We start from the raw sequence: 16,769 nt of genomic DNA on the forward strand, positions 1-16,769 counted from the left end.
TGCCGTCCACTCGGTTGCTTCAGCAGCCGTCTTCAGCTCGGCGAGCGTTGAAACCATCGTTGCTCGGAAGAGCGCTTCGCGCCCACGCGGCCGAGGTGCGTGTCGCCGAACGCCGTCCCGTACTTGAGCCCATAGCCCAGCATCCGATCGAAGCCGATGTGCCCGACCCAGATCGCCGCGCCGAGCAGCAGCGCCGGCGAGCCGAGCGCGACCGACGCGACCGCGAGCAGCGCCGGCGCCAGATGGCTGTGCCCCGCGTTGTAGGCCACCGCGCCCACCCGCGGGCCCGCGAGGTAGCCGAGCAGCGACAGGTCGGGCAGGAAGAACAGCGCCGCGAACCATCCCCAGCGCCCGCCCAGGTGCGCGTAGGCGAGCAGCGCGGCCCCGAGCACGAGCGCGCCCTCGAGGCGCAGGAGCGCGCGCGGCATGCCCCTGGCCCCGCCCGCCGGGACCTCGCAGGTGGGCTGCGGCGCGGGGCGGCGGGGAGGGGGAGCAAGGTCGAGCGCAGGGAGCGTCGCGGCGGTGGTCATGGTCGTTCTCCTGGTCGTGGGTACCGGCGCGGGGGCCGGCGACGTGGAGAGCATGGTCGCTGCGCGGGCTCATGAACATTGTACAAATGCGTCCATCCGCTCATCATTTTCTGATGAGCCCAGGCGAGCCCTCGTGGGACCTCTACGGTGCCTTCCTTGCCGTCATGCGCACCGGCAGCCTCTCCGCCGCGGCGCGTGCCCTTGGCGTCGCGCAGCCCACGCACCCGCTCGCCTGACCCTTTTCATGTCCTCTTCTCGTCGGCCGCCTTGAAAAGCGCAATCTGGTCGGCCTGGGCTTTCTTGAATGAAGGGCGCGCAGTTACACGGGCCACATAGGCCTCGGTCGCCGGCCGATCGCCGAAAGCGCGGACCTCCGAGACCCTTAGCACGTCCGCCATCAGCAGGTCTGCGACGGTGAAGCGGCCGGCCGCGAGCCATTCTCGCTCGCTCAGTACCTTTTCGAGCCGGTCGAGGCGCTTGCCCATCCATCCGGTGAGTTGATTGTCATGATCGCCGCACATTTTCAAGAACCACCACGGCACGGTGACCATCTCGATCGAGTTGAGCGCGGCGATCGTCCACTGCAGCGTCTCCGCTTCTCCAGCCGGATCAGCGGGCATCAACCTGTCGCTCTTCCGGGCCAGGTGCAGCAACCCCGCACCGCTTTCGAATATCTCCAGCTCTCCGTCGCTCAGGAACGGAACCTGGCCAAAGGGCTGGCGCGCGAGGTGATTGGTCTCGCGGCCATCGAATGGGACCGTCTGGACTGTGTAGGCGAGATCGGCCTCCTCACACGCCCATGTCAGCCTCAGATCACGCACAAAACCACGTGGGCCTTCAGGCACCCAGTCGTAGGTCCAGATGATCAGTTCGCTCATCGCAGCAAGCCTTTCCTGTATTCCTTGGCTGGGAGTGATTCTCAGGTCACCTTCACGCTGGGGCCGCCGGGCAAGGGCGGCATCCGCTGGGACGACCAGGGCAAGATGAGCTCGGCCGAGGATGGCGTCGCCGTGGAGACGCGCCGGTTTCCTGAATCGCTGGCGTGGAGCTCGCCCGCGCCCGTGCAACGCCTCGCCGATCATCCGCCGGCAAAGCCCGTTTGATCCATCGCCTTGTCGGGCCGCACCATCAACCGTCAGGAGAGCACTTCAGTGGCAGCCTTCGCCTCGAGGACGTTCTCGATCCAGCGGTCGAGGGTCGCGATGTCCGTGCATGCCTGGATGCGCGCGCTCTCGTCCTCGGTGAGCACGATCCCCGCACGCGCAAGCAGCCGTAGCAGCGTGTCCCTCTTGCCCTCGAGCTTGCCCTCACGCATGCCCTTGAGCTCGCCCTCGCGGATGCCCTCGAGCTTGCAGCGATCGATGAGCCTCTGCAACGACGGGGGAAAGGTCGCCTCGCCTTCGATCTGCCGTTCCATGACCAACTCCTCCAGAGCCTGCCTCATGGGCTCACGCAACCCGTTCCAGATGACCTGAAAATAGACCATCGCGTGCGCCTGGTCGAGCCGACCGAGGGCAGCGAGCGCCGCCTGGATCACGGTGAGCCCGCTCGGCCCGTTGCCGTGCGCCACCGCCGAGAGCACGGCGAGCTCGGTCTCCTTCACGGCGTCGGCCGGGTCGGTGATCTCGGGGACGACCGCCGGACCGAGCACGAGCGGCGTGACGGTGCCGCGGCCCAGGCCGAGGTCGATGCGCTCCGCCGCCCAGGCGGCCACGCCGGCGTCCGGCGCGACCACGAGGACGATCGCGTCACAGCGCTTCCTGGCGCGCACGACCGCGACGTACGCCGGCCACGAGAACTTCTTGTCCGGGTCCACGTCGCGCTGGACCTCGAGGACGATCGCCAGCACGAGCTTGCCCTTCGCGTCGCGCAGCTCGAGCACCAGATCGGCGCGGAACTCCACCGGGATGAGCTGGTCGAGCGACGACTCGACCACCGCGACCGAGGCGTGCGGCGGCACCTCGACGTGGAGGAGCGTCGCGAGCAAGCGGGGCGCGAGCGCCGGGTGCTCGCGGAACATCTCGACGAGGGCGTTGTGCTCGAGCGTCGGCATGACGCTCGGCCTCGAGCACACCCGATGCCGGCACGAGACGCCGGGGAAATGCGAGCAGAGCTCCAGCTCAGGGGGCGGCGGCGCCATGGCGGGCGCAGGCGGCCAGCGACGTCGGCTGGGGAGCGGCGGGGCCGGCGACGGCGGCCGTTTGGACGAGCTCAGTACGGTACAGCTATACGGTAGGATGCCTTCCGCTTGGTGCTACGTCGCGGTAATCCCAGGCGTTTCAGGCGTGGAAGGCCTGCCCCATCGCATAGGGCCCGTTCTGTCAATGAGCTCGTACAGTCGGACTGCACGAGTCAGGAACGGCTCCGAGAATCTTGACTTTGCGGAACGCGTTTGCTTGTCCTATCCGCTCGCTGAAAGCGAAGCGATCGACGCGGCCGTTCGGGGTGGCGCGCGGATCGAAGAGACCCTCGAAGGCGCCCGGCGGCGCGCGCGGTGCTCCTGTTCGCCAGGCTTACGAGCGCTCTCACCGAACGGCGCGCGCCTCCGCTCGGGCACAGGCCGCGCGTCTTGCACGAGCTGGTCTATTTTGTCGTCACACAGGACGCGTCGTCCGTCGGAGTAGTCAACTCTATCTCTTGAGACGGATAGTACATCACGAAATTATAACACATCTCATCCACCGTCCGCTCCCCGAATTCCACGGCCCTGTTGCCCGGGTTGTCCCACGCGCAACGCGTCCTCACGGTGTCGCCGCCTCGGAGGATGGTATCGTTGTCGTACCAGATCTGGTTGTCGAAGTTCCACGGATCGGCGAGCCCCAGGTTGCTCGGGTCGCTGCCGTCCGTGGGCACCGTGTTGCTCGACAGGTGCTTGCCGAGGTTGTGCATGTGCGGCATAACACTGATTACCGAAATCGTCCCCATATCCCGCGGGAACTGGTAATCGCAGCTCACGTCGAGCGAGCCGTGAGGCGGGATGTTGATGTCTTCTGTGCCGAACGAGAAGATGCCGGCGTCGTTGGGGCGGAGCTCCGTCGTCGTGCAGACGTTGAAGCCGGTGCTGTCTTGCTGCCCGTCGAGGCCCTTGATGTTGCTGTAGTGCACCTGGACTACGAAGTGTGCCGTGCCTTCCAGCGGGAAGCCTGCCTCTAGCGGCAGCTCCGTGGCCTTGCCGCCGGGCGCCCAGACGGACAAAAGAGCCCCCTGGATGTCGCCCCCCTCACAGGGCGTGGGCGTCGAGGGAGACGCCTCATCCGCCTTGAAGAGCAGGATATGGTGTACAATGGTGCTGTTGTCGATCTGGGGTGCGATCCCGACGAGGTGTCGTTTCTGGCCGATCTCTACATCGACCCCATAACACATATACTGGTCCTGGACGTCCTTCGGCATGACGTAAGGCGCGGACGGCGCTAGCAGGACATCCGGTGTGCAGCTCAGGGTCGGAGGGTCGATGGTTCCGCCGCCGCCCGGGTCGACGCACGTGTCTTTACCGGCCGGCATGCCGGCGGCGATCCATTGATCGAAGATCGCGAGCTCCGCGGCGGTCAGGCGCTCGGTTGGAGGCGGAGGCATGGGGCGCGCGGTGTCGCGGGCGCGTGCGGCGACGAGCTCGTAGACCTTCTTGTTGGGATCGCTCACCGCGGGCGCGAGCAGATCGCTCCGGTCGACCAGCGGGAACGGCGCGCCGAACTTCGGGGACGCCCCGTGACAGGTCTGGCACTTCGTGGAGAGGATCTTGTCGACGTCGCACGGCAGCGCTTCCGCGTTGCCGTTCTCGGCGTCGCTGCACGCGACGACCACGAGAGCGGATAGGAAGGACAGCGCCGAGAGCAAATATCGACTACGATTCATGCGCGCTCCTCGGGGAAAAGAATTGGGTGGAAGAAGAAAGCGCGCCGCGAGCTCCCGAGAACAGCGGGAGACTTGGCGCGTGAGAGCACCGGCGACCCAGGTCTACGGACGGGCCGGCGACCTGGCGTCGGTGCTACTTCGGTGAGTGCCCGCCCGCTCTGAGACTGTTCAACGGTGCGCTCACGCGGAAGGTATCGAGGCGCTCGCGCGCCAGGAGGCAGTAGGGTACAGCTATACGGTAGGATGCCTTCTTGGTGCTACGCAGCGGTAATCCCAGGCGTTTCAGGCGTGGAAGACCTGCCCCATCGCATAAGGCCCGTTCTGTCAATGAGCTCGTACAGTCGGACTGCACGAGTCAGGAACGGCTCCGAGAATCTTGACTTTGCGGAACGCGTTTGTTTGTCCTATCCGCACGGCGCGCGCGCGAGCAGCGTGGTCGAGACGGTCCGCTGTCGGTGATCATCGCGTCCCGCGTCCGATCGGTGAAGACCGCGGCCGCGTGTTGCCGAGCACGAGCGTGTGCTCGGGGTGCACCTCGAACGCAATGACGTACGGAAAACGGTCGACGATCGCTCTGCGAATGCTCCGTGACGCAGGAGAAGTCCCTGGCCAGATCGGAAAAAATGTCGGGGCCTCTACCATCTTATCGAGCATCGACGAGACCTCGGCGATGAGCTCGTCGCCCAGCCCAGGGCGCCTCTCGTCGTACCAGATGGCCGCTGCACGAAGCTCAGCGCGCGCTTCAGGATGAAGCTCGACCCGCACGCCGGTCCTCGAGCTCCTTCAGGATCTCCGCTCGCGCCGTGCCCCAGTCGACCGCCTGGACCTTACCCTCCGCGACCTCGCGCGCTCGGCGCGTCAGCTCACCCGCCCACGCTGCAGCGACCTCCTCGGCGTCGGGCTCCTCAAGGCTGGAGAGCACTTCTTCTGCCAGCCGGGCCCGCTCGTGGCGAGGCAACAGCAGCACCTGCGCGAGAAGTTCCTCGGTGGACACAGGGGAAATGTAGCACGGCTCGGGTCCGCCACGCACGGCGATGCGACCTCCAGCTCGATGGCCCGCCGCACCCGAGCCAGGCTGGTCTGCTCGCGGGCCAGAACAGGCGATGGTACCGGCATGCCGATGCGTCTCCGGGCCGCGCAACCACCGAGGTCGAGATCCTCCGAGGCTGGCTTCGCGCCGCTGCCGGGTGGGGGAGGTATCACGGCGAGGACTTGCCCGGGCCGAGCAACGCCCCCGACGGCCCCGATGGGATGTACGGCGGCGACGCGTGCTCGGCGGAGACCGTGGCCGGCGGGGCTGCCGTGGTGAACCCGTGCGCGGGCGGGCTCCCGAGCGTCGGCGGCAAGGGCGGTGACGGATTCCCGGCGGCGCCGAGGACGGGCACGACGGCGAGCCGACCCCGACGCCGAACCCCGGCAAATACGGACTGCGAGGAAGCGGGGACGTGGCCGACGTGGGCTGCACGGACGGCGACTACGGGATCTGCGGCGCGCGAGGCACCGTCGGCGCCCCCGGCCAGGGACCAGGAGGGCGAGATGATCTCGGGCGAGGAGGGCGTCGCCGTGGAGGTGCTGCGGTTTCCTGCATCGCTGGAGTCGGAGCTTGGCCGGCGAACCGCGTCGGTGGGAGAAAGCCGGCGCGTCCACAGGCCCGGGGGCAGCGGCACGCCGCCACAACCGCGGGTACAGCGTGTCCCTCTTGCCCTTCAGCTCGCCCTCGCGGATGCCGCGATCGATGAGCCTCTGCAACGACGGGGGAAACGTCGCCTCGCCTTCGATCTGCCGTTCCATGACCAGTGCCTCCAGAGCCTGCCTCATCGGCTCACGCAACCCGTTCCAGATGACCTGAAAATAGACCATCGCGTGCGCCTAATCGAGCCGGCCGAGGGCAGCGAGCGCCGCCTGCACCACGGTGAGCCCGCTCGGCCCGTTGCCGTGCGCCACCGCCGCCGGCCATGAGTACTTCTTGTCCGGGTCCACGTCGCGCTGCACCTCGAGGACAATCGCCAGCACCAGCGCGTCGCGCTCGTCGCGAAGCTCGAGCACCAGATCGGCGCGGTACTCCACCGGGATGAGCTGGTCGAGCGACGACTCGACCACAGCGACCGAGGCGTGCGGTTGCTGCACCGAGTCCGCGTCGTGGCCGAGCTGCACAAGCGCCTCGACCAGGGAAGTCGGCAGATCGAGGCCGAACGCCGCTCCTGCGCGTCGTCACATGCCGCGACCCGCACGCCGTTCGGAAGCTCGATGGGCCCGATGTGCCTGCGCACACGGTCGACTGCGACGTCGAGGGACGGGATGGAGAAGAAGAAGAGCCAGTGGGGAGGGACTCCGGGGCGCCCCTCGACGTCCGAGAGCAGCCCGCTGCTCGATTCGCCGGCGCCGAACGCGAAGCGTCGGTGGTGGCGGAGCTGGCCCGGATCGACGTTCTCGGTGAAAGACCAGTCGAAGAGGGCCGAATCGTTCATGGCGGCGGCGTCCGGATCGCGCGTAGTGAGCTGATGCCAGACGACGCCCGCCGAGGCTCCGGCTGAGCTGTCGGTCACGGCGACAAGCGCACCGGAGACCATCCGGTGCCGTATTGAAGTCTCCAGGGCCGTGCTCCAGGTCCACACGGCAGCATGTGGAGCGCACCCGCCAGGGACCGGCGGCAAAGAAACGAGGGCTGTCAGGAGCACGTGACGCGTTATGCCTGGTCGGCGACGGAGATCGACGGCGAGATGAACGCCTACTGGTACGCGCGCAACCAGCCGTGGACCCTCGTCGATCCCGATGGGCTCATCTATTCCCGCATCCTCGACAGGGACGGCAACGTCCTCACGTACGTGGATGAAGACGGCAGCACGAAGCCGTACACGGGAAGGAACCCCAGCGAGGGAGGCAAGGTCTCGCCCGCCGGTCACATCAGCGACAAGCCGTACGCGGAGGCGGTCCACTCGGTCGCTTGTCGGTTGAGATCGTCGAGGCCGGCGTAGCTCCGTGCCTCGAAGAAGGCCTCGCGGACGTAGCGGATGGCGCGCTCGACGCGACCCTCCTCGTTGCCGCGTGCGACAGCGACGGGGCGCGGCTCGAAGCGGTAATGCGCCGAGAGATCCAGCAGCATGGAGTGGAACCGGAGCGCGTCGCCGTGGCGCTCGACGACGGCGCTCTTGAGGTTGTCGTAGAGCAGCACGCGCGGGACACCGCCGAAGTCGGCGAACGCCTCGACGTGCCCACGCACGAAGAAGGGCATGGCCGCGCCGGGGAAGATGCGCAGGGAGAGCCGCCGCGAGTAGCTGAGCACCATGACGAAGGCCCAGAGCGGGCGTAGCGCTCGGCCGACAGCCAGTTTGCCGAAGTGCGCCCAGTCGACCTGCGCTTGCTCGCCCACGCCAGCGCTCGGCTCGCCGTAGTCGCGGTGACAATGTGGACACAATTGGGTCCTGGATTGCCGGTTGACGCCGGCTTCCAGCAGGAGGACGGTGGCCATGGGGGGTGAAGCATGGGCCACGGGCCGAAGAGGCAGGCGAGGGCGCTCGTGCTGTGCGTCTGTGCCTGCGCGCTCGTCGTCGTTCCGGCGCCGGCAAGGGCGCTCGAGCTCAGCGGTGGCGTGAGCGTGGGCGGGTTCCAGATCGGGACCGGCCCGAGGCTCGCGCTGAGCCCCTTCGGCGGATTGCTCTGGCGCCGAGAGAAGGACTTCCAGATCGAGCTCCACCACATGGCTGGCGGAGATAGTCGCGTGCTTCATGGTAGCTGGGCGGCGATGGTCGCTGCTGGGCCTGTTTGGAGATTGGGGGGAGAGTCGAGATGAACAGAGCTTTTGCGGTCCTGCTCGTCAGTCTTTTCGCTGGTCTTGTGTTGCTTGCAATTTCGACGTCGGTGAGTGCTGGCTTCCTGGCGATGAAACGAGCGGGGCTGGCGGCGGCATCATCTACCCGACGGGGGCAGGAGGCTTCGGCAACGTGCCGCGGAAGCCGCAAAGCACCGACGGTGACTATGCTTCCTATGATCTGTGCGCCTCGCAAACGGTGACGTGTACGGTCACATGGAAGGCCGGTTCGAGCATCTGCGGGGGAAGCGCAGCCACCTGCACGACCCTGTACCAGGGCAAGCATGCGTCACTCGACGAAGCCAAGGACTATTGCGAGATGGCCTACGGAGTCGGGAAGGGCTCCGAAGCGCAGTCTTGCGGCTCTTGCGAGTGGGGGACAGGCTCAAGGTCGTCCGACTGCAAAGAGGCATGCAAGGAAAAGTGCGATCGGATATCGGAGCTCTGCCGCAAAAACTGCCCAAGGGGGGATAGGGCCTGTCTGGACAGGTGTTCCCAAGAATATATCCGGTGTCTCAGGGATTGTGACAAGAGGTGCAGGTGATGATCGAGCTGACGTTTAAGTTGACTCCAGAAGAGGGCGAGCCGCGCGACATCGTGGTTCGCATCCACGAGCCGACGCGAAACCTCCCGGGAGAAGAGTGGCCTTGGGACGTCGCTGTGGACATCGATGGGCGCCGCACTGCCACATACGGTGTGGATCCCCTCGATGCGGTCGAAAACGCAGCCCGACACGCCGCGATCGTGTTGCGCGGGGGCCATGGCGATGCGCTCGACCCCCCCCTCGAACCGCGGATGAAGGAGGACGAATGAGCGACCCGCGGATGCGCTGAGCGGCTTCCGCATCGGCCGCGGCAACATGACACGCTGGCAGTACGAGTGTGGTGGCATCGCGATGCGCATCGCCGATGCCACCTGGAGCGACGCGCTCTCGAGGTCGTGGTTCGCCATGGATGCGACGGGCACCGCCATCCGGGCCAAGCCCATGCCGGCACGAAACGCCGGGGAAATGCGAGCGGAGCTCCAGCTCAGGGGTGGCGGCGCCATGGCGCCGGCTGGGAAGCGGACTGAGCCGGCGGCGGCGGCCGGGGCACGCCGTGCCAGGGCGGCGGAGGCGGCGGCGGCCGCAGGTGCGAACTCGGCGTGTGCGGCGCGGCGTTCAAGGGGGGCGCCGGGGGGGCTCGGGCGGGGCCGGCGGCGAGGCGGACGACGCGTCAACGGGGGCGAGAACGGACCCGAGCATCGCCCTCGTCGCGCTGCACGCCAAGGTGGCCGTGCGCGACACCGAGATCCGGCCGCTCCTCGCCCCCTCGATCGTCTGCTCGGGCTCGTCGAGGCACTGGATCCGGGCGGCCGCCACGGCCGCTCCGGCGCATCGCCCCCCGCCTCCCTCGTCACGCCGCTTGACGACCATCCGCTGCTCGGCCCAGGCGGCGCGGCGGAGTCGTACTCCGGCCTCCCCACGCGCACGCTCAACATGGCGGCGCTGTTCCTCTGCTCTCCGCGGCGTCACCCAGACGTTGGCTCTCGTGCAGCCGACCCTGCGGACGCTCGCGCCCGGGCCGGGAGACATTCCGCGCACGCGCTGGAGCGAGCGCGGCACGCGAATCGCGGCGGAGCAGTCGCGTTCGACGCGGCGGGGCGGCGAGATTGACGGTTACATTCGAGTTCTGGCAGCATTCCCGTCATGGCTCGCACCGCCCCTGTCCCGAACATCCCGGCAATTCCTGGCATGAACCCAGGTGTGTTTGTCATGGGCGGAGGCGCTGTTTCCGGCGGGCGTGGCGGGGTCTCGGGCCGCGGCAAGGGGCGAGGACAGGGGGCCGGCGGCACGGCAGGAGCGACTCGTCGAGATCCACAACGCGAAGGGGGAGGTGTACTCGATCGAGATCGGCGCCCTCGGCCTCCCGATCGCGGAGAGGACGTTCGATGGTCGGGAGATCCGCTATCAACGCGACGCGCTCGGGCGCGTCCTCCTGATCCGCCGTGGCAGCGAGTCAACGGCGCTCGAGCGCGACCTCGCCGGGCGCGTGGTGAGGAAGATCTACGACGACGGGGCCGAGGAGCGGTTCATCTACAACGGCCGTGGCGAGGTGATCCTGGCGGAGGGGAGCGGGTGCACGGTCGAGCTTCGACGCAACGCGGTCGGATGGGTGATCGGGGAGAAGCAGGTCGTGGACGGCGAGGCGTTCCAGATCGAGGTGACCTGCGATCGGGTCGGGACTGCGCTCCGGAGGGCGACGTCCCGTGGTCACGTGGTGGAAAATGCGGAGCGATGTTCGAGAGGCTCGGCATTCAGGAGCACGTCATCGGGGCGAAGGGCAAGAAGGGCCAATACGGCGTTTACAGGGCCTAGAACAGCGGAGGCGAACGCCCCACGCCGAGGTGCGCATGCATCAAAAGGAAAAGGAAAGAGCTCCCGCGCCCATCTCGTGGACCGAGGGGGAAGAGCGCGCCCGTGAAGCGCTCGAGCGATGGCGCGCTGCTCCGGGCCCCGCGTGCGTGCTGCACGGCCCTCCGGGAGCCGGCAAGACGGCGCTGTGTACCCGGCTCGTTGACGAGGCGGTCGAGCGCACGCGGGGTTGTGTCGCCGCGGTGCAGGTAGGACGGGCGAGCGCCTTCGTCTTCGAGCAGGAGATCCTCGCGTCGGTCCTGGAGCAGCTCGGCGAGGACGTGCTGCACCCTCCGCGGGACGTCCTGAAGCTGCGCTCCGAGCTCCGGAACAGGCTGGCCAATGGCCAGGACGAGGACGAGCCCGAGGTGCTCCTCGTGCTCGATGGTCTCGACGAGTGCGTCGACTGGCCTCGCGACGCTCGGGGTTCGACGCTCCGGGAGCTAGGACAGCGCGTCCGATGTCTGGTCTCCATCTCGGGCGGAGAGGGCGAAGCGCACGCCTGGAGGGAGCGCCTCGGATGGGAGGACGCGGATGCGCTCCTCGTCGAGGTTGCACCACCTTCCCCCGCGGCGGCGGAGCGCCGAGGCATTCCGAGCTGGGCGGCGGCAGGGGGAGACGGCGGACCGGAGGCGCTCGCCGCGGAGGTCGAGCGTGAGCTCGGGCGCCTCGACGGAGGAGAGGTCGCGCTGGAGGTGCTCTCCCTGCTGGCGCGCGCGCTCTCGCCGCTCGATGCAGAGGATGTCGCGGAGCTCCTGGAGATTGACGACTTGACCGCGCGCGGTCTCCTGCACGTGGTCCTACCGTCCCTTGACCGGATCCTGCGCTGGGATGGGCCGGCGCGCGCGCTGAGGTTCCAGCATGAGGCGCTGCGGGTCGCGTGGGCGCAGCGGAGCGCCGGTCGCGACGAGGCGATCGAGGCGCGTTACCGGGACGCGATCGCGCGATGTACCGCGGAGACCTCCCGCCGCCGGCCGGCCTACTTCCGCCGTCATGCGAGCGCGCACCTCGCGCTCGGCGGCGCTCCCGCCGCCTCGATGCTCGCCTTTGCCGAGCCGGGCTGGGTAGCGGCTGCCTCTGCCGAGGCGCTCGCCGATGCCCTCCTCGATCTCCGCCGCCTGCGCGATCGTATCGGAGAGGAGGTGGAGCGCTGCGGCTCCATGCCTCCCTCCCTCGCCGCAGCGCTCGTCCGCTGTGCGGCGGCGCAGGGCGCGGCGGCGACGCTGGGAGACGCGGAGCCCTGGGCGACCCCGGACGCAGACCTCGTGACTCCATGGCTCGAGGCGGACACGGCGCGCGCGCTGTCCTTGCTCGCCCTCGCTGCGGAGGTCTCGCCGTCCGCCCGAGCCGGGGTCCTCGAGCGAGCGTTCGAGATCGCCGAGAACACGGGCGCGGGGTGGTCAAGCCCCTCGGCGCTGGTCGCCGTGGCGGAGGCGGCGGAGGGCGAGAGGCGCATCCGGGTTGCGCGCTTCGCGCTGGCCGCTGCGCGCCGGTCGGAGGAGGGGGATGCGGTCTGGGGGCTCGTCGCGGCGGCGGGCCTGCTCCCCGAAGAGGAAGCCCAGGAGGTCGCGGCAGAGGCCATCGCGCGCGCGGGAGGGGCGCCGCCCGCGCTCGTGCCTGGGCCGAGGGTGAGCGAAGCTTCCGCCGTCGCGCTGGAGCGGGCTTCGCGTTCCCTGCCTGCGCCCCAGCGGATCCGCGTCCTCGCCCGGTTGCTCTCCGCGCTGCCGGCAGAGGCGAGAGTTCGTGCTGTCCAGGAGATCGAACGACGCTGGGCGCCCTGGTGCTTCGAGACCAGGGAGGAAGCCGAGGCCGTGACGCCTTACCTGTCCGAGCCTCTCCTGGAGAGGGCGCTCGAGGAGGTCCCGGTCTGGCCGGTGCATGCTCTCGGTGCACGCCTGGTCTCGGTCGGGCGAGAGGACGAGGCGCGCGCGCTCGTGCTGCGGTGGGCGGGGAGCAGCGCAGGCTACCGGGCGGACGCGTTGCTTCGCCTTGGTGAGGCGCTCCCTCCGGGCCGGCGGCCGGTGGAGGAGGTGCGGGCACTCTTCGAGGAGCTCGCCCCGGAGGAGCGGTGCAATTGGGTCAAGGAGCACCCTTCCGCTTCGGTCGCGCTCCTGGGGGACGAAGCGGCTTTACGAATCGCGGAGGGCTGCGTCGAGCCCTCCGGGAGCTATGCGCGGACTGGCGCGCTGGCGCGGCTTGCAGGGGCGCTCCCTGAATCGATGCGCGCCGAGGCGGCACGGCGTGCGGTGCTTGCCTTCGAGGCAGGAGGCCACGACGCCGACGCGCTCGGCGATCTCTGCGGGGCCGCCCCCTGGATGAGCCCCGCCGATGCGGCGCGGCTGCTTTCGGCGAGCCTGCTGGACGCCTCGGGGACTCCGTCGCTGGCCGGTGTCTTCCAGGGATGGGCGAGCGTGGCGCAGCTCGCCGGCCTCTTGCGTCGAGCCGGAGGGGAGGAGACCGTGCTTGCGGCCGCAGAGGAGGTGGCGCTCGCCGGAAGGTGGTTGCACCGCGTGGGGTGACCGCGTGCGCACACGCTTCGATACCCCTGGGCCGTCCTGCGCAGCCCATTGGCCCTCCTGGATAAGCCCCAGCGCCGTCCTGTGCGGCCCCGGTGGGCCTCCTGCGCAGCCCCGCAGGCCCTTCTGCGCGGCCTAGGCGCCCTCCTGTGCACCCCCCCCGGTTGGTGTCAAGGCCGCAACGAAGCGCGCTTCGCGCGAGACCGCGCCTCGCTCGTCGACGAGAGCAGCAGCGTACACGCTGAGCGCCGCCCGCGAGGCCGAGCTCCTCCGCGAGGCCGAGTCGCTGGGCGACAACACCGTGATTTTCCCCGGCAAGCTCGCTCGGCGGGTCATCTGGTCGAGCCGCATCCAGCTCGCCGCCGAGCGCGACGCGGCCGATCTCGTCCGCACCCCCTTCCCCGAGGACGAGCCCGCGCTGATACGCGAGGAGATCCGTGCGCTCCGCGACAAGATCGAGCTCCTGCGCGTCACGCAATCGCGCTGGCAAGCCGCGCAGCAGCGCCAGGCGCAGGCCGTCGCGATGTTCGAGGGGCCGGCCGCACCGACGCGAGGCGCGGCACCTCCTCGAACACCTCGGTGTCAGGCAAGGAGAAGACCTCTTGGCTTGGCCGGCCGCCGCGAGCTGCGCGCTCGGCGACGGGCTGCGCCCGGTGGCGGGGTGAGTGCTCGCCGGCTGCAAGCCATGGCGGCGGCGCAGGGGGCGGAACGCCGGCCGATGCCTATGCGGCGTTCTCCTCCGGAGTATTTGTGAAGATGAACTCGATATTCTGCAGGGCACCGGACCCAAGTCGCTGGCGCAGGTAGCTCCAGACCGTTTCCTGTCGCTGCGCCTCGTTCTGATCGCGGAACGCCCCGGACACCACGGTAGCGATGAGGCTCTGCTCTCCGACGACGTTCGCTTCGTCGACGTTGGGCATCGTGGTGAGGGCTTGCTCCAGTTCCGCTCGCGTCGCCATGTTCGTCCTCCTGACGTCCTACAGTTGAGCCAGCACACCCGCGCCGAATTGCTCCAACGCTTCGCTCTACACCTCGACCGTTTCCTGCTGGAGAGCGCGCGCGGCGTGATGACCACGCCCCGTCGCGGTGTTGCGGTCGGCGCGGTGAACGATCCAGTGCCGGCGCTTCATCATGGGACCCAGCTTATCTCGGTAGGGATCCAACAGAACCTTCGGCAGTCCGATCCGCTCCAGGACACCTTCCACCTCGCCCGGATCGTTAAAGTTCGATCGCTCGAGATTCTCCAGGACGGAGCGAGCAATGAGGTCGTCCACGCTCGTGCCACGAAAGGGCGCGAGATCGTCCAGGGTGAAGGTCGATCGTGGCCTCTTCCCCGCCAGCGGTACGTCTTTGAGGTGTGCCGCGGCGGCCAGCGGGAGCTTCCACTCCAGGAGGCTGCGGAGGAGGTCTTCGAGCGTGGCGTGCAGGAAGACGACCGCCGCGCGCAGGACGTCGGTCGTCTCCACCGGGCGGCGTCCCGGCCCTGCCGCGGCGCGTTGGTACACGTCCACGAGGTGTCGGACGCGCTCCAGGTTCGCGGCGAAGCGGGTCTCGATCTCTGCCTTCACGCCATCCATCCTAGAACCAGCCTGCCGCACTGTCCAGCGAGCGAGCCGCGGCGTCGAGCCCGCCGCCGAGGCCGCCGAGGGAGGGGGCAGAGCGGGACCTTCGGGGCGCAATTGTTCCCTCCCGCCGCCAACAGTGACACCTGCAGCCGATCATGGAGATGCGTCGGCGCTGCGATGGGCTTGCAGTGCCCGGGGACATAGCCGCCCTCCGAGACCGAGTGGTGTTCGATGTCCATGGCGCGGAGCTCAAGCTGACGGACGACCCGCTGCTCCCCCGCGCGATGGCTGCCGCCAGCCTGAATCCAGAGCGACATGCGTACGCTGCCCGGAAGCGCGGAGCCCGGGGCCGACGTCGGCGGTGGATCGAGGCGTTCCACGACCGCATCCTGAAGCCAACCGTTGCCAGCGAGCCAGCGCTGAAGATCTGCGGAGGAGCGGAGGATCATGTTCGCCGTTACCGATTGCCAGGGGGTTCCTGCAGGGATTCGCGCTGTGAGCCTGACACACGAGCTCACCTGCCCGGCGGGCGGGGGGAGCTACGAATCAGGAAAGGCCTACGGGCCCGCCAGGTCGGGTGCAGCGCCTGGTCCGGCCCTACCGGCTCTTCTCCGCGAACCAGCCGTTGTAGTCAAAGAACGGGTGCCCCTGAACCCGGTGCCCGCCCCGTAGCTCGTCCAGCGACCCCAGGTGCGCGGTGTCGTCGTCCATCGCCGCCCCGCTGAACCGGGACAGCAGCCCGGCCACGAACCCGGCCACCTGCTCGTCGCCGCGGTGCCGCCCGGACACGTCGGCGCTCACGACGACCGCCGGCTCGCCGCCGAACCTCTGGACGATGTCGGCCCAGTCCTCCGGCTCGTGCTCACGAGGGCCGTCCTGCCCTCGTCGGGGCCGCGCTGGGAACTGGATGCCGCCGTCACGTTGGGTCCTTCGGATATCCGTCCGGAGGCTCGGAACGCTGCGACGGAGCACGGTGCTCTTCCAGTACGGCGGCCGCCGCGTCGGCGCTGGGTGAGCGAGCTGGAACGTCGGTCGGCTCGCCGAGCGCGGTGAGGAAGCGGGCGATGCTGCTCGGCTCGGTGATCATGGCGACGAGCTTCATCCTGCCTGATCGAGGTCGCGCTGCTGCAATCGTTGTCATCGGTGCATTCGCCGCCATCGGCCACCTTGCCTACGAAGACCGTGGAGCACTCGGGGTGCGAGTCGAACAGAGCGTCGATATCGAGGAAGTCCGCACACGTGTTCTTCAGTACGGGAATGCAGCGCGCGGCTTTCTCGTACTCCTGGACGGAGGGGGCCGAGTGGCCGGGCAGCTTTCCCGGTCCCATGGCGCGTGCCGCCACCCGCCGCCTGCGACGCAGTTCCGGCGACGCTTGCGCGACGCGGAGCATGTGGGATGTGGATGCGAGGCGAGCGGCCGATCCGTGATAGGAGCGGCGCCCTCACCTCGCTCGGCGTACACCCATCGACATCGCGACATCGCAACATCGCAACGAGCGTGCCACGGAGATCTGGCCTGTGACGCTCCGGCGCGACGAGGGGGCGCCCGTCCCGGCGGAGCGCGGGAGCGGTCGCCTCGTCGCGTCCGGGGCGCGGGCATCGGCGCGTGATGGCAGTCCTTGCCGCTTTTGCCTCCCGGGGGGCTGGCAAGCCTTGCCATGAAGGCAACACTTGCCATGCGCACGCCGGTCCAGGGCGAGTCCCACGGCGTGCTCGATCGGGGCGGCCGCGTCGGCCGTCCTGCGCAGCGCCGTCGGCCGTCCTGCGCGGCCCCGGCGCCCTCCTGCGCGGCCTCGGCGCCCTCCTGCGCGGCCTCGGCGCCCTCCTGCGCGGCCCCGGCGCCCTCCTGTGCACCGCCGTTGGTGTCCTATGCAACAGTCGCCGCCGTCCTACGCGGCCCCGTGCCCCTCCTGGGCGCCTCCATTGGTGTCCTTTGTTACAACCGTCCGGCTCCTGCGCAGCCCCGGTGGTCTCCTACGCAGCCCCGGTGGTCTCCTGCGCAGCCCCGTCGCCGTCTCGGGTGCCTTTCTCCCTTCCGGCTCGCCGTCTTCCGTTCCGTCGTCCTGCGACCCGAGCATCGGCCTCGTCGCGCTGCACGCCGGGGTG

The 16,769-nt window shown here is 69.0% G+C and carries 19 protein-coding genes and 1 pseudogene; 8 read left to right on the forward strand and 12 right to left on the reverse strand.

Going from position 1 to position 16,769, the window contains the following annotated elements; genetic code table 11:
- Positions 1–32: 32 nt before the first annotated feature.
- Positions 33–530, reverse strand: a complete 498-nt coding sequence (locus tag WMF31_RS19965; RefSeq protein WP_436603483.1) for a DUF4260 domain-containing protein — start codon at positions 528–530, stop codon at positions 33–35.
- A 113-nt stretch (positions 531–643) separates the two neighbouring features.
- Between WMF31_RS19965 and WMF31_RS19970 the strand changes: the two genes are divergently transcribed.
- Positions 644–766, forward strand: a complete 123-nt coding sequence (locus tag WMF31_RS19970; RefSeq protein WP_436603484.1) for a helix-turn-helix domain-containing protein — start codon at positions 644–646, stop codon at positions 764–766.
- A 6-nt stretch (positions 767–772) separates the two neighbouring features.
- Here WMF31_RS19970 and WMF31_RS19975 read toward each other — a convergent pair whose 3' ends face one another.
- The gene (locus tag WMF31_RS19975; RefSeq protein WP_436603485.1) at positions 773–1,408 is read right to left on the reverse strand and encodes a glutathione S-transferase family protein; all 636 of its coding nucleotides are present in this window, start codon (positions 1,406–1,408) and stop codon (positions 773–775) included.
- 24 nt (positions 1,409–1,432) lie between these two features.
- Between WMF31_RS19975 and WMF31_RS19980 the strand changes: the two genes are divergently transcribed.
- Complete coding sequence (locus tag WMF31_RS19980; RefSeq protein ID WP_436603486.1) at positions 1,433–1,633, forward strand: hypothetical protein; 201 nt, start codon at positions 1,433–1,435, stop codon at positions 1,631–1,633.
- Positions 1,634–1,665: 32 nt separating this feature from the next.
- On the opposite strand, the gene WMF31_RS19985 is transcribed toward WMF31_RS19980, so the two are convergent.
- The 5 genes from WMF31_RS19985 to WMF31_RS20005 all read right to left on the reverse strand — a co-directional run bounded on the left by WMF31_RS19985 (position 1,666) and on the right by WMF31_RS20005 (position 6,536).
- Entirely contained in the window at positions 1,666–2,583 is a 918-nt protein-coding gene (locus tag WMF31_RS19985; RefSeq protein WP_436603487.1) for a hypothetical protein, read from the reverse strand.
- Between the two features lie 530 nt (positions 2,584–3,113).
- A complete protein-coding gene (locus WMF31_RS19990; protein WP_436603488.1) occupies positions 3,114–4,382 on the reverse strand; it encodes a peptidylglycine alpha-amidating monooxygenase in 1,269 nt (422 codons plus the stop codon).
- A 742-nt stretch (positions 4,383–5,124) separates the two neighbouring features.
- A complete protein-coding gene (locus WMF31_RS19995; RefSeq protein WP_436603489.1) occupies positions 5,125–5,376 on the reverse strand; it encodes an addiction module protein in 252 nt (83 codons plus the stop codon).
- 205 nt (positions 5,377–5,581) lie between these two features.
- Positions 5,582–5,767, reverse strand: coding sequence for a hypothetical protein (locus WMF31_RS20000; RefSeq protein ID WP_436603490.1), 186 nt, complete (start codon positions 5,765–5,767; stop codon positions 5,582–5,584).
- Between the two features lie 484 nt (positions 5,768–6,251).
- Complete coding sequence (locus tag WMF31_RS20005; protein WP_436603491.1) at positions 6,252–6,536, reverse strand: hypothetical protein; 285 nt, start codon at positions 6,534–6,536, stop codon at positions 6,252–6,254.
- On the opposite strand from WMF31_RS20005, the gene WMF31_RS20010 reads away from it, so the two are divergent.
- Both WMF31_RS20010 and WMF31_RS20015 read left to right on the forward strand, forming a co-directional pair.
- On the forward strand, positions 6,522–6,884 hold the full coding sequence (locus tag WMF31_RS20010; RefSeq protein ID WP_436603492.1) for a hypothetical protein: 363 nt from the start codon (positions 6,522–6,524) through the stop codon (positions 6,882–6,884). The two genes, WMF31_RS20005 and WMF31_RS20010, sit on opposite strands and share 15 nt — an antisense overlap.
- Before the next feature lie 176 nt (positions 6,885–7,060).
- The gene (locus WMF31_RS20015; RefSeq protein ID WP_436603493.1) at positions 7,061–7,357 is read left to right on the forward strand and encodes a hypothetical protein; all 297 of its coding nucleotides are present in this window, start codon (positions 7,061–7,063) and stop codon (positions 7,355–7,357) included.
- Here WMF31_RS20015 and WMF31_RS20020 read toward each other — a convergent pair.
- Positions 7,309–7,749, reverse strand: a pseudogene (locus WMF31_RS20020) (IS21 family transposase); the annotation flags it as partial. The gene WMF31_RS20015 and the pseudogene WMF31_RS20020 overlap by 49 nt on opposite strands.
- A gap of 984 nt (positions 7,750–8,733) precedes the next feature.
- Here WMF31_RS20020 and WMF31_RS20025 point away from each other — a divergent pair.
- The 4 genes from WMF31_RS20025 to WMF31_RS20040 all read left to right on the forward strand — a co-directional run bounded on the left by WMF31_RS20025 (position 8,734) and on the right by WMF31_RS20040 (position 13,852).
- A complete protein-coding gene (locus WMF31_RS20025; protein ID WP_436603494.1) occupies positions 8,734–9,003 on the forward strand; it encodes a hypothetical protein in 270 nt (89 codons plus the stop codon).
- Between the two features lie 968 nt (positions 9,004–9,971).
- The gene (locus tag WMF31_RS20030) at positions 9,972–10,652 is read left to right on the forward strand and encodes a hypothetical protein (protein WP_436603495.1); all 681 of its coding nucleotides are present in this window, start codon (positions 9,972–9,974) and stop codon (positions 10,650–10,652) included.
- Positions 10,582–13,101, forward strand: coding sequence for an ATP-binding protein (locus WMF31_RS20035; protein ID WP_436603496.1), 2,520 nt, complete (start codon positions 10,582–10,584; stop codon positions 13,099–13,101). The genes WMF31_RS20030 and WMF31_RS20035 overlap by 71 nt, the downstream gene beginning before the upstream one ends.
- A gap of 298 nt (positions 13,102–13,399) precedes the next feature.
- Positions 13,400–13,852 (forward strand): hypothetical protein, encoded by a 453-nt coding sequence (locus WMF31_RS20040; protein ID WP_436603497.1) that lies wholly within the window; start codon positions 13,400–13,402, stop codon positions 13,850–13,852.
- Here the strand turns inward: WMF31_RS20040 and WMF31_RS20045 are convergent.
- The 4 genes from WMF31_RS20045 to WMF31_RS20060 all read right to left on the reverse strand — a co-directional run bounded on the left by WMF31_RS20045 (position 13,821) and on the right by WMF31_RS20060 (position 15,765).
- Positions 13,821–14,057: an AMP-binding enzyme gene (locus WMF31_RS20045; RefSeq protein ID WP_436603498.1), complete on the reverse strand. Its 237-nt coding sequence runs from the start codon at positions 14,055–14,057 to the stop codon at positions 13,821–13,823. The genes WMF31_RS20040 and WMF31_RS20045 overlap by 32 nt on opposite strands.
- 66 nt (positions 14,058–14,123) lie before the next feature.
- Positions 14,124–14,666 (reverse strand): hypothetical protein, encoded by a 543-nt coding sequence (locus WMF31_RS20050; protein ID WP_436603499.1) that lies wholly within the window; start codon positions 14,664–14,666, stop codon positions 14,124–14,126.
- A 594-nt stretch (positions 14,667–15,260) separates the two neighbouring features.
- Positions 15,261–15,635: a hypothetical protein gene (locus WMF31_RS20055; RefSeq protein WP_436603500.1), complete on the reverse strand. Its 375-nt coding sequence runs from the start codon at positions 15,633–15,635 to the stop codon at positions 15,261–15,263.
- Positions 15,580–15,765 carry a hypothetical protein gene (locus tag WMF31_RS20060; RefSeq protein ID WP_436603501.1) on the reverse strand — a complete coding sequence of 62 codons (186 nt, stop codon included), beginning with the start codon at positions 15,763–15,765 and terminating at the stop codon, positions 15,580–15,582. Before WMF31_RS20060 ends, WMF31_RS20055 begins: the two co-directional genes overlap by 56 nt.
- Positions 15,766–16,769: the final 1,004 nt, after the last annotated feature.

It is taken from the genome of Sorangium sp. So ce1036, from assembly GCF_051369805.1.
In the GTDB taxonomy this organism is placed as follows: domain Bacteria; phylum Myxococcota_A; class Polyangia; order Polyangiales; family Polyangiaceae; genus Sorangium; species Sorangium cellulosum_F.

Coding starts and splice junctions, on each gene's coding strand:
- WMF31_RS19965 (WP_436603483.1), bottom strand. CDS start 530: ATGACCACCGCCGCGACGCTCCCTGCGCTCGACCTTGCTCCCCCTCCC.
- WMF31_RS19970 (WP_436603484.1), top strand. CDS start 644: ATGAGCCCAGGCGAGCCCTCGTGGGACCTCTACGGTGCCTTCCTTGCC.
- WMF31_RS19975 (WP_436603485.1), bottom strand. CDS start 1,408: ATGAGCGAACTGATCATCTGGACCTACGACTGGGTGCCTGAAGGCCCA.
- WMF31_RS19985 (WP_436603487.1), bottom strand. CDS start 2,583: ATGCCGACGCTCGAGCACAACGCCCTCGTCGAGATGTTCCGCGAGCAC.
- WMF31_RS19990 (WP_436603488.1), bottom strand. CDS start 4,382: ATGAATCGTAGTCGATATTTGCTCTCGGCGCTGTCCTTCCTATCCGCT.
- WMF31_RS20025 (WP_436603494.1), top strand. CDS start 8,734: ATGATCGAGCTGACGTTTAAGTTGACTCCAGAAGAGGGCGAGCCGCGC.
- WMF31_RS20035 (WP_436603496.1), top strand. CDS start 10,582: ATGCATCAAAAGGAAAAGGAAAGAGCTCCCGCGCCCATCTCGTGGACC.
- WMF31_RS20045 (WP_436603498.1), bottom strand. CDS start 14,057: ATGGCGACGCGAGCGGAACTGGAGCAAGCCCTCACCACGATGCCCAAC.
- WMF31_RS20060 (WP_436603501.1), bottom strand. CDS start 15,765: ATGAAGCTCGTCGCCATGATCACCGAGCCGAGCAGCATCGCCCGCTTC.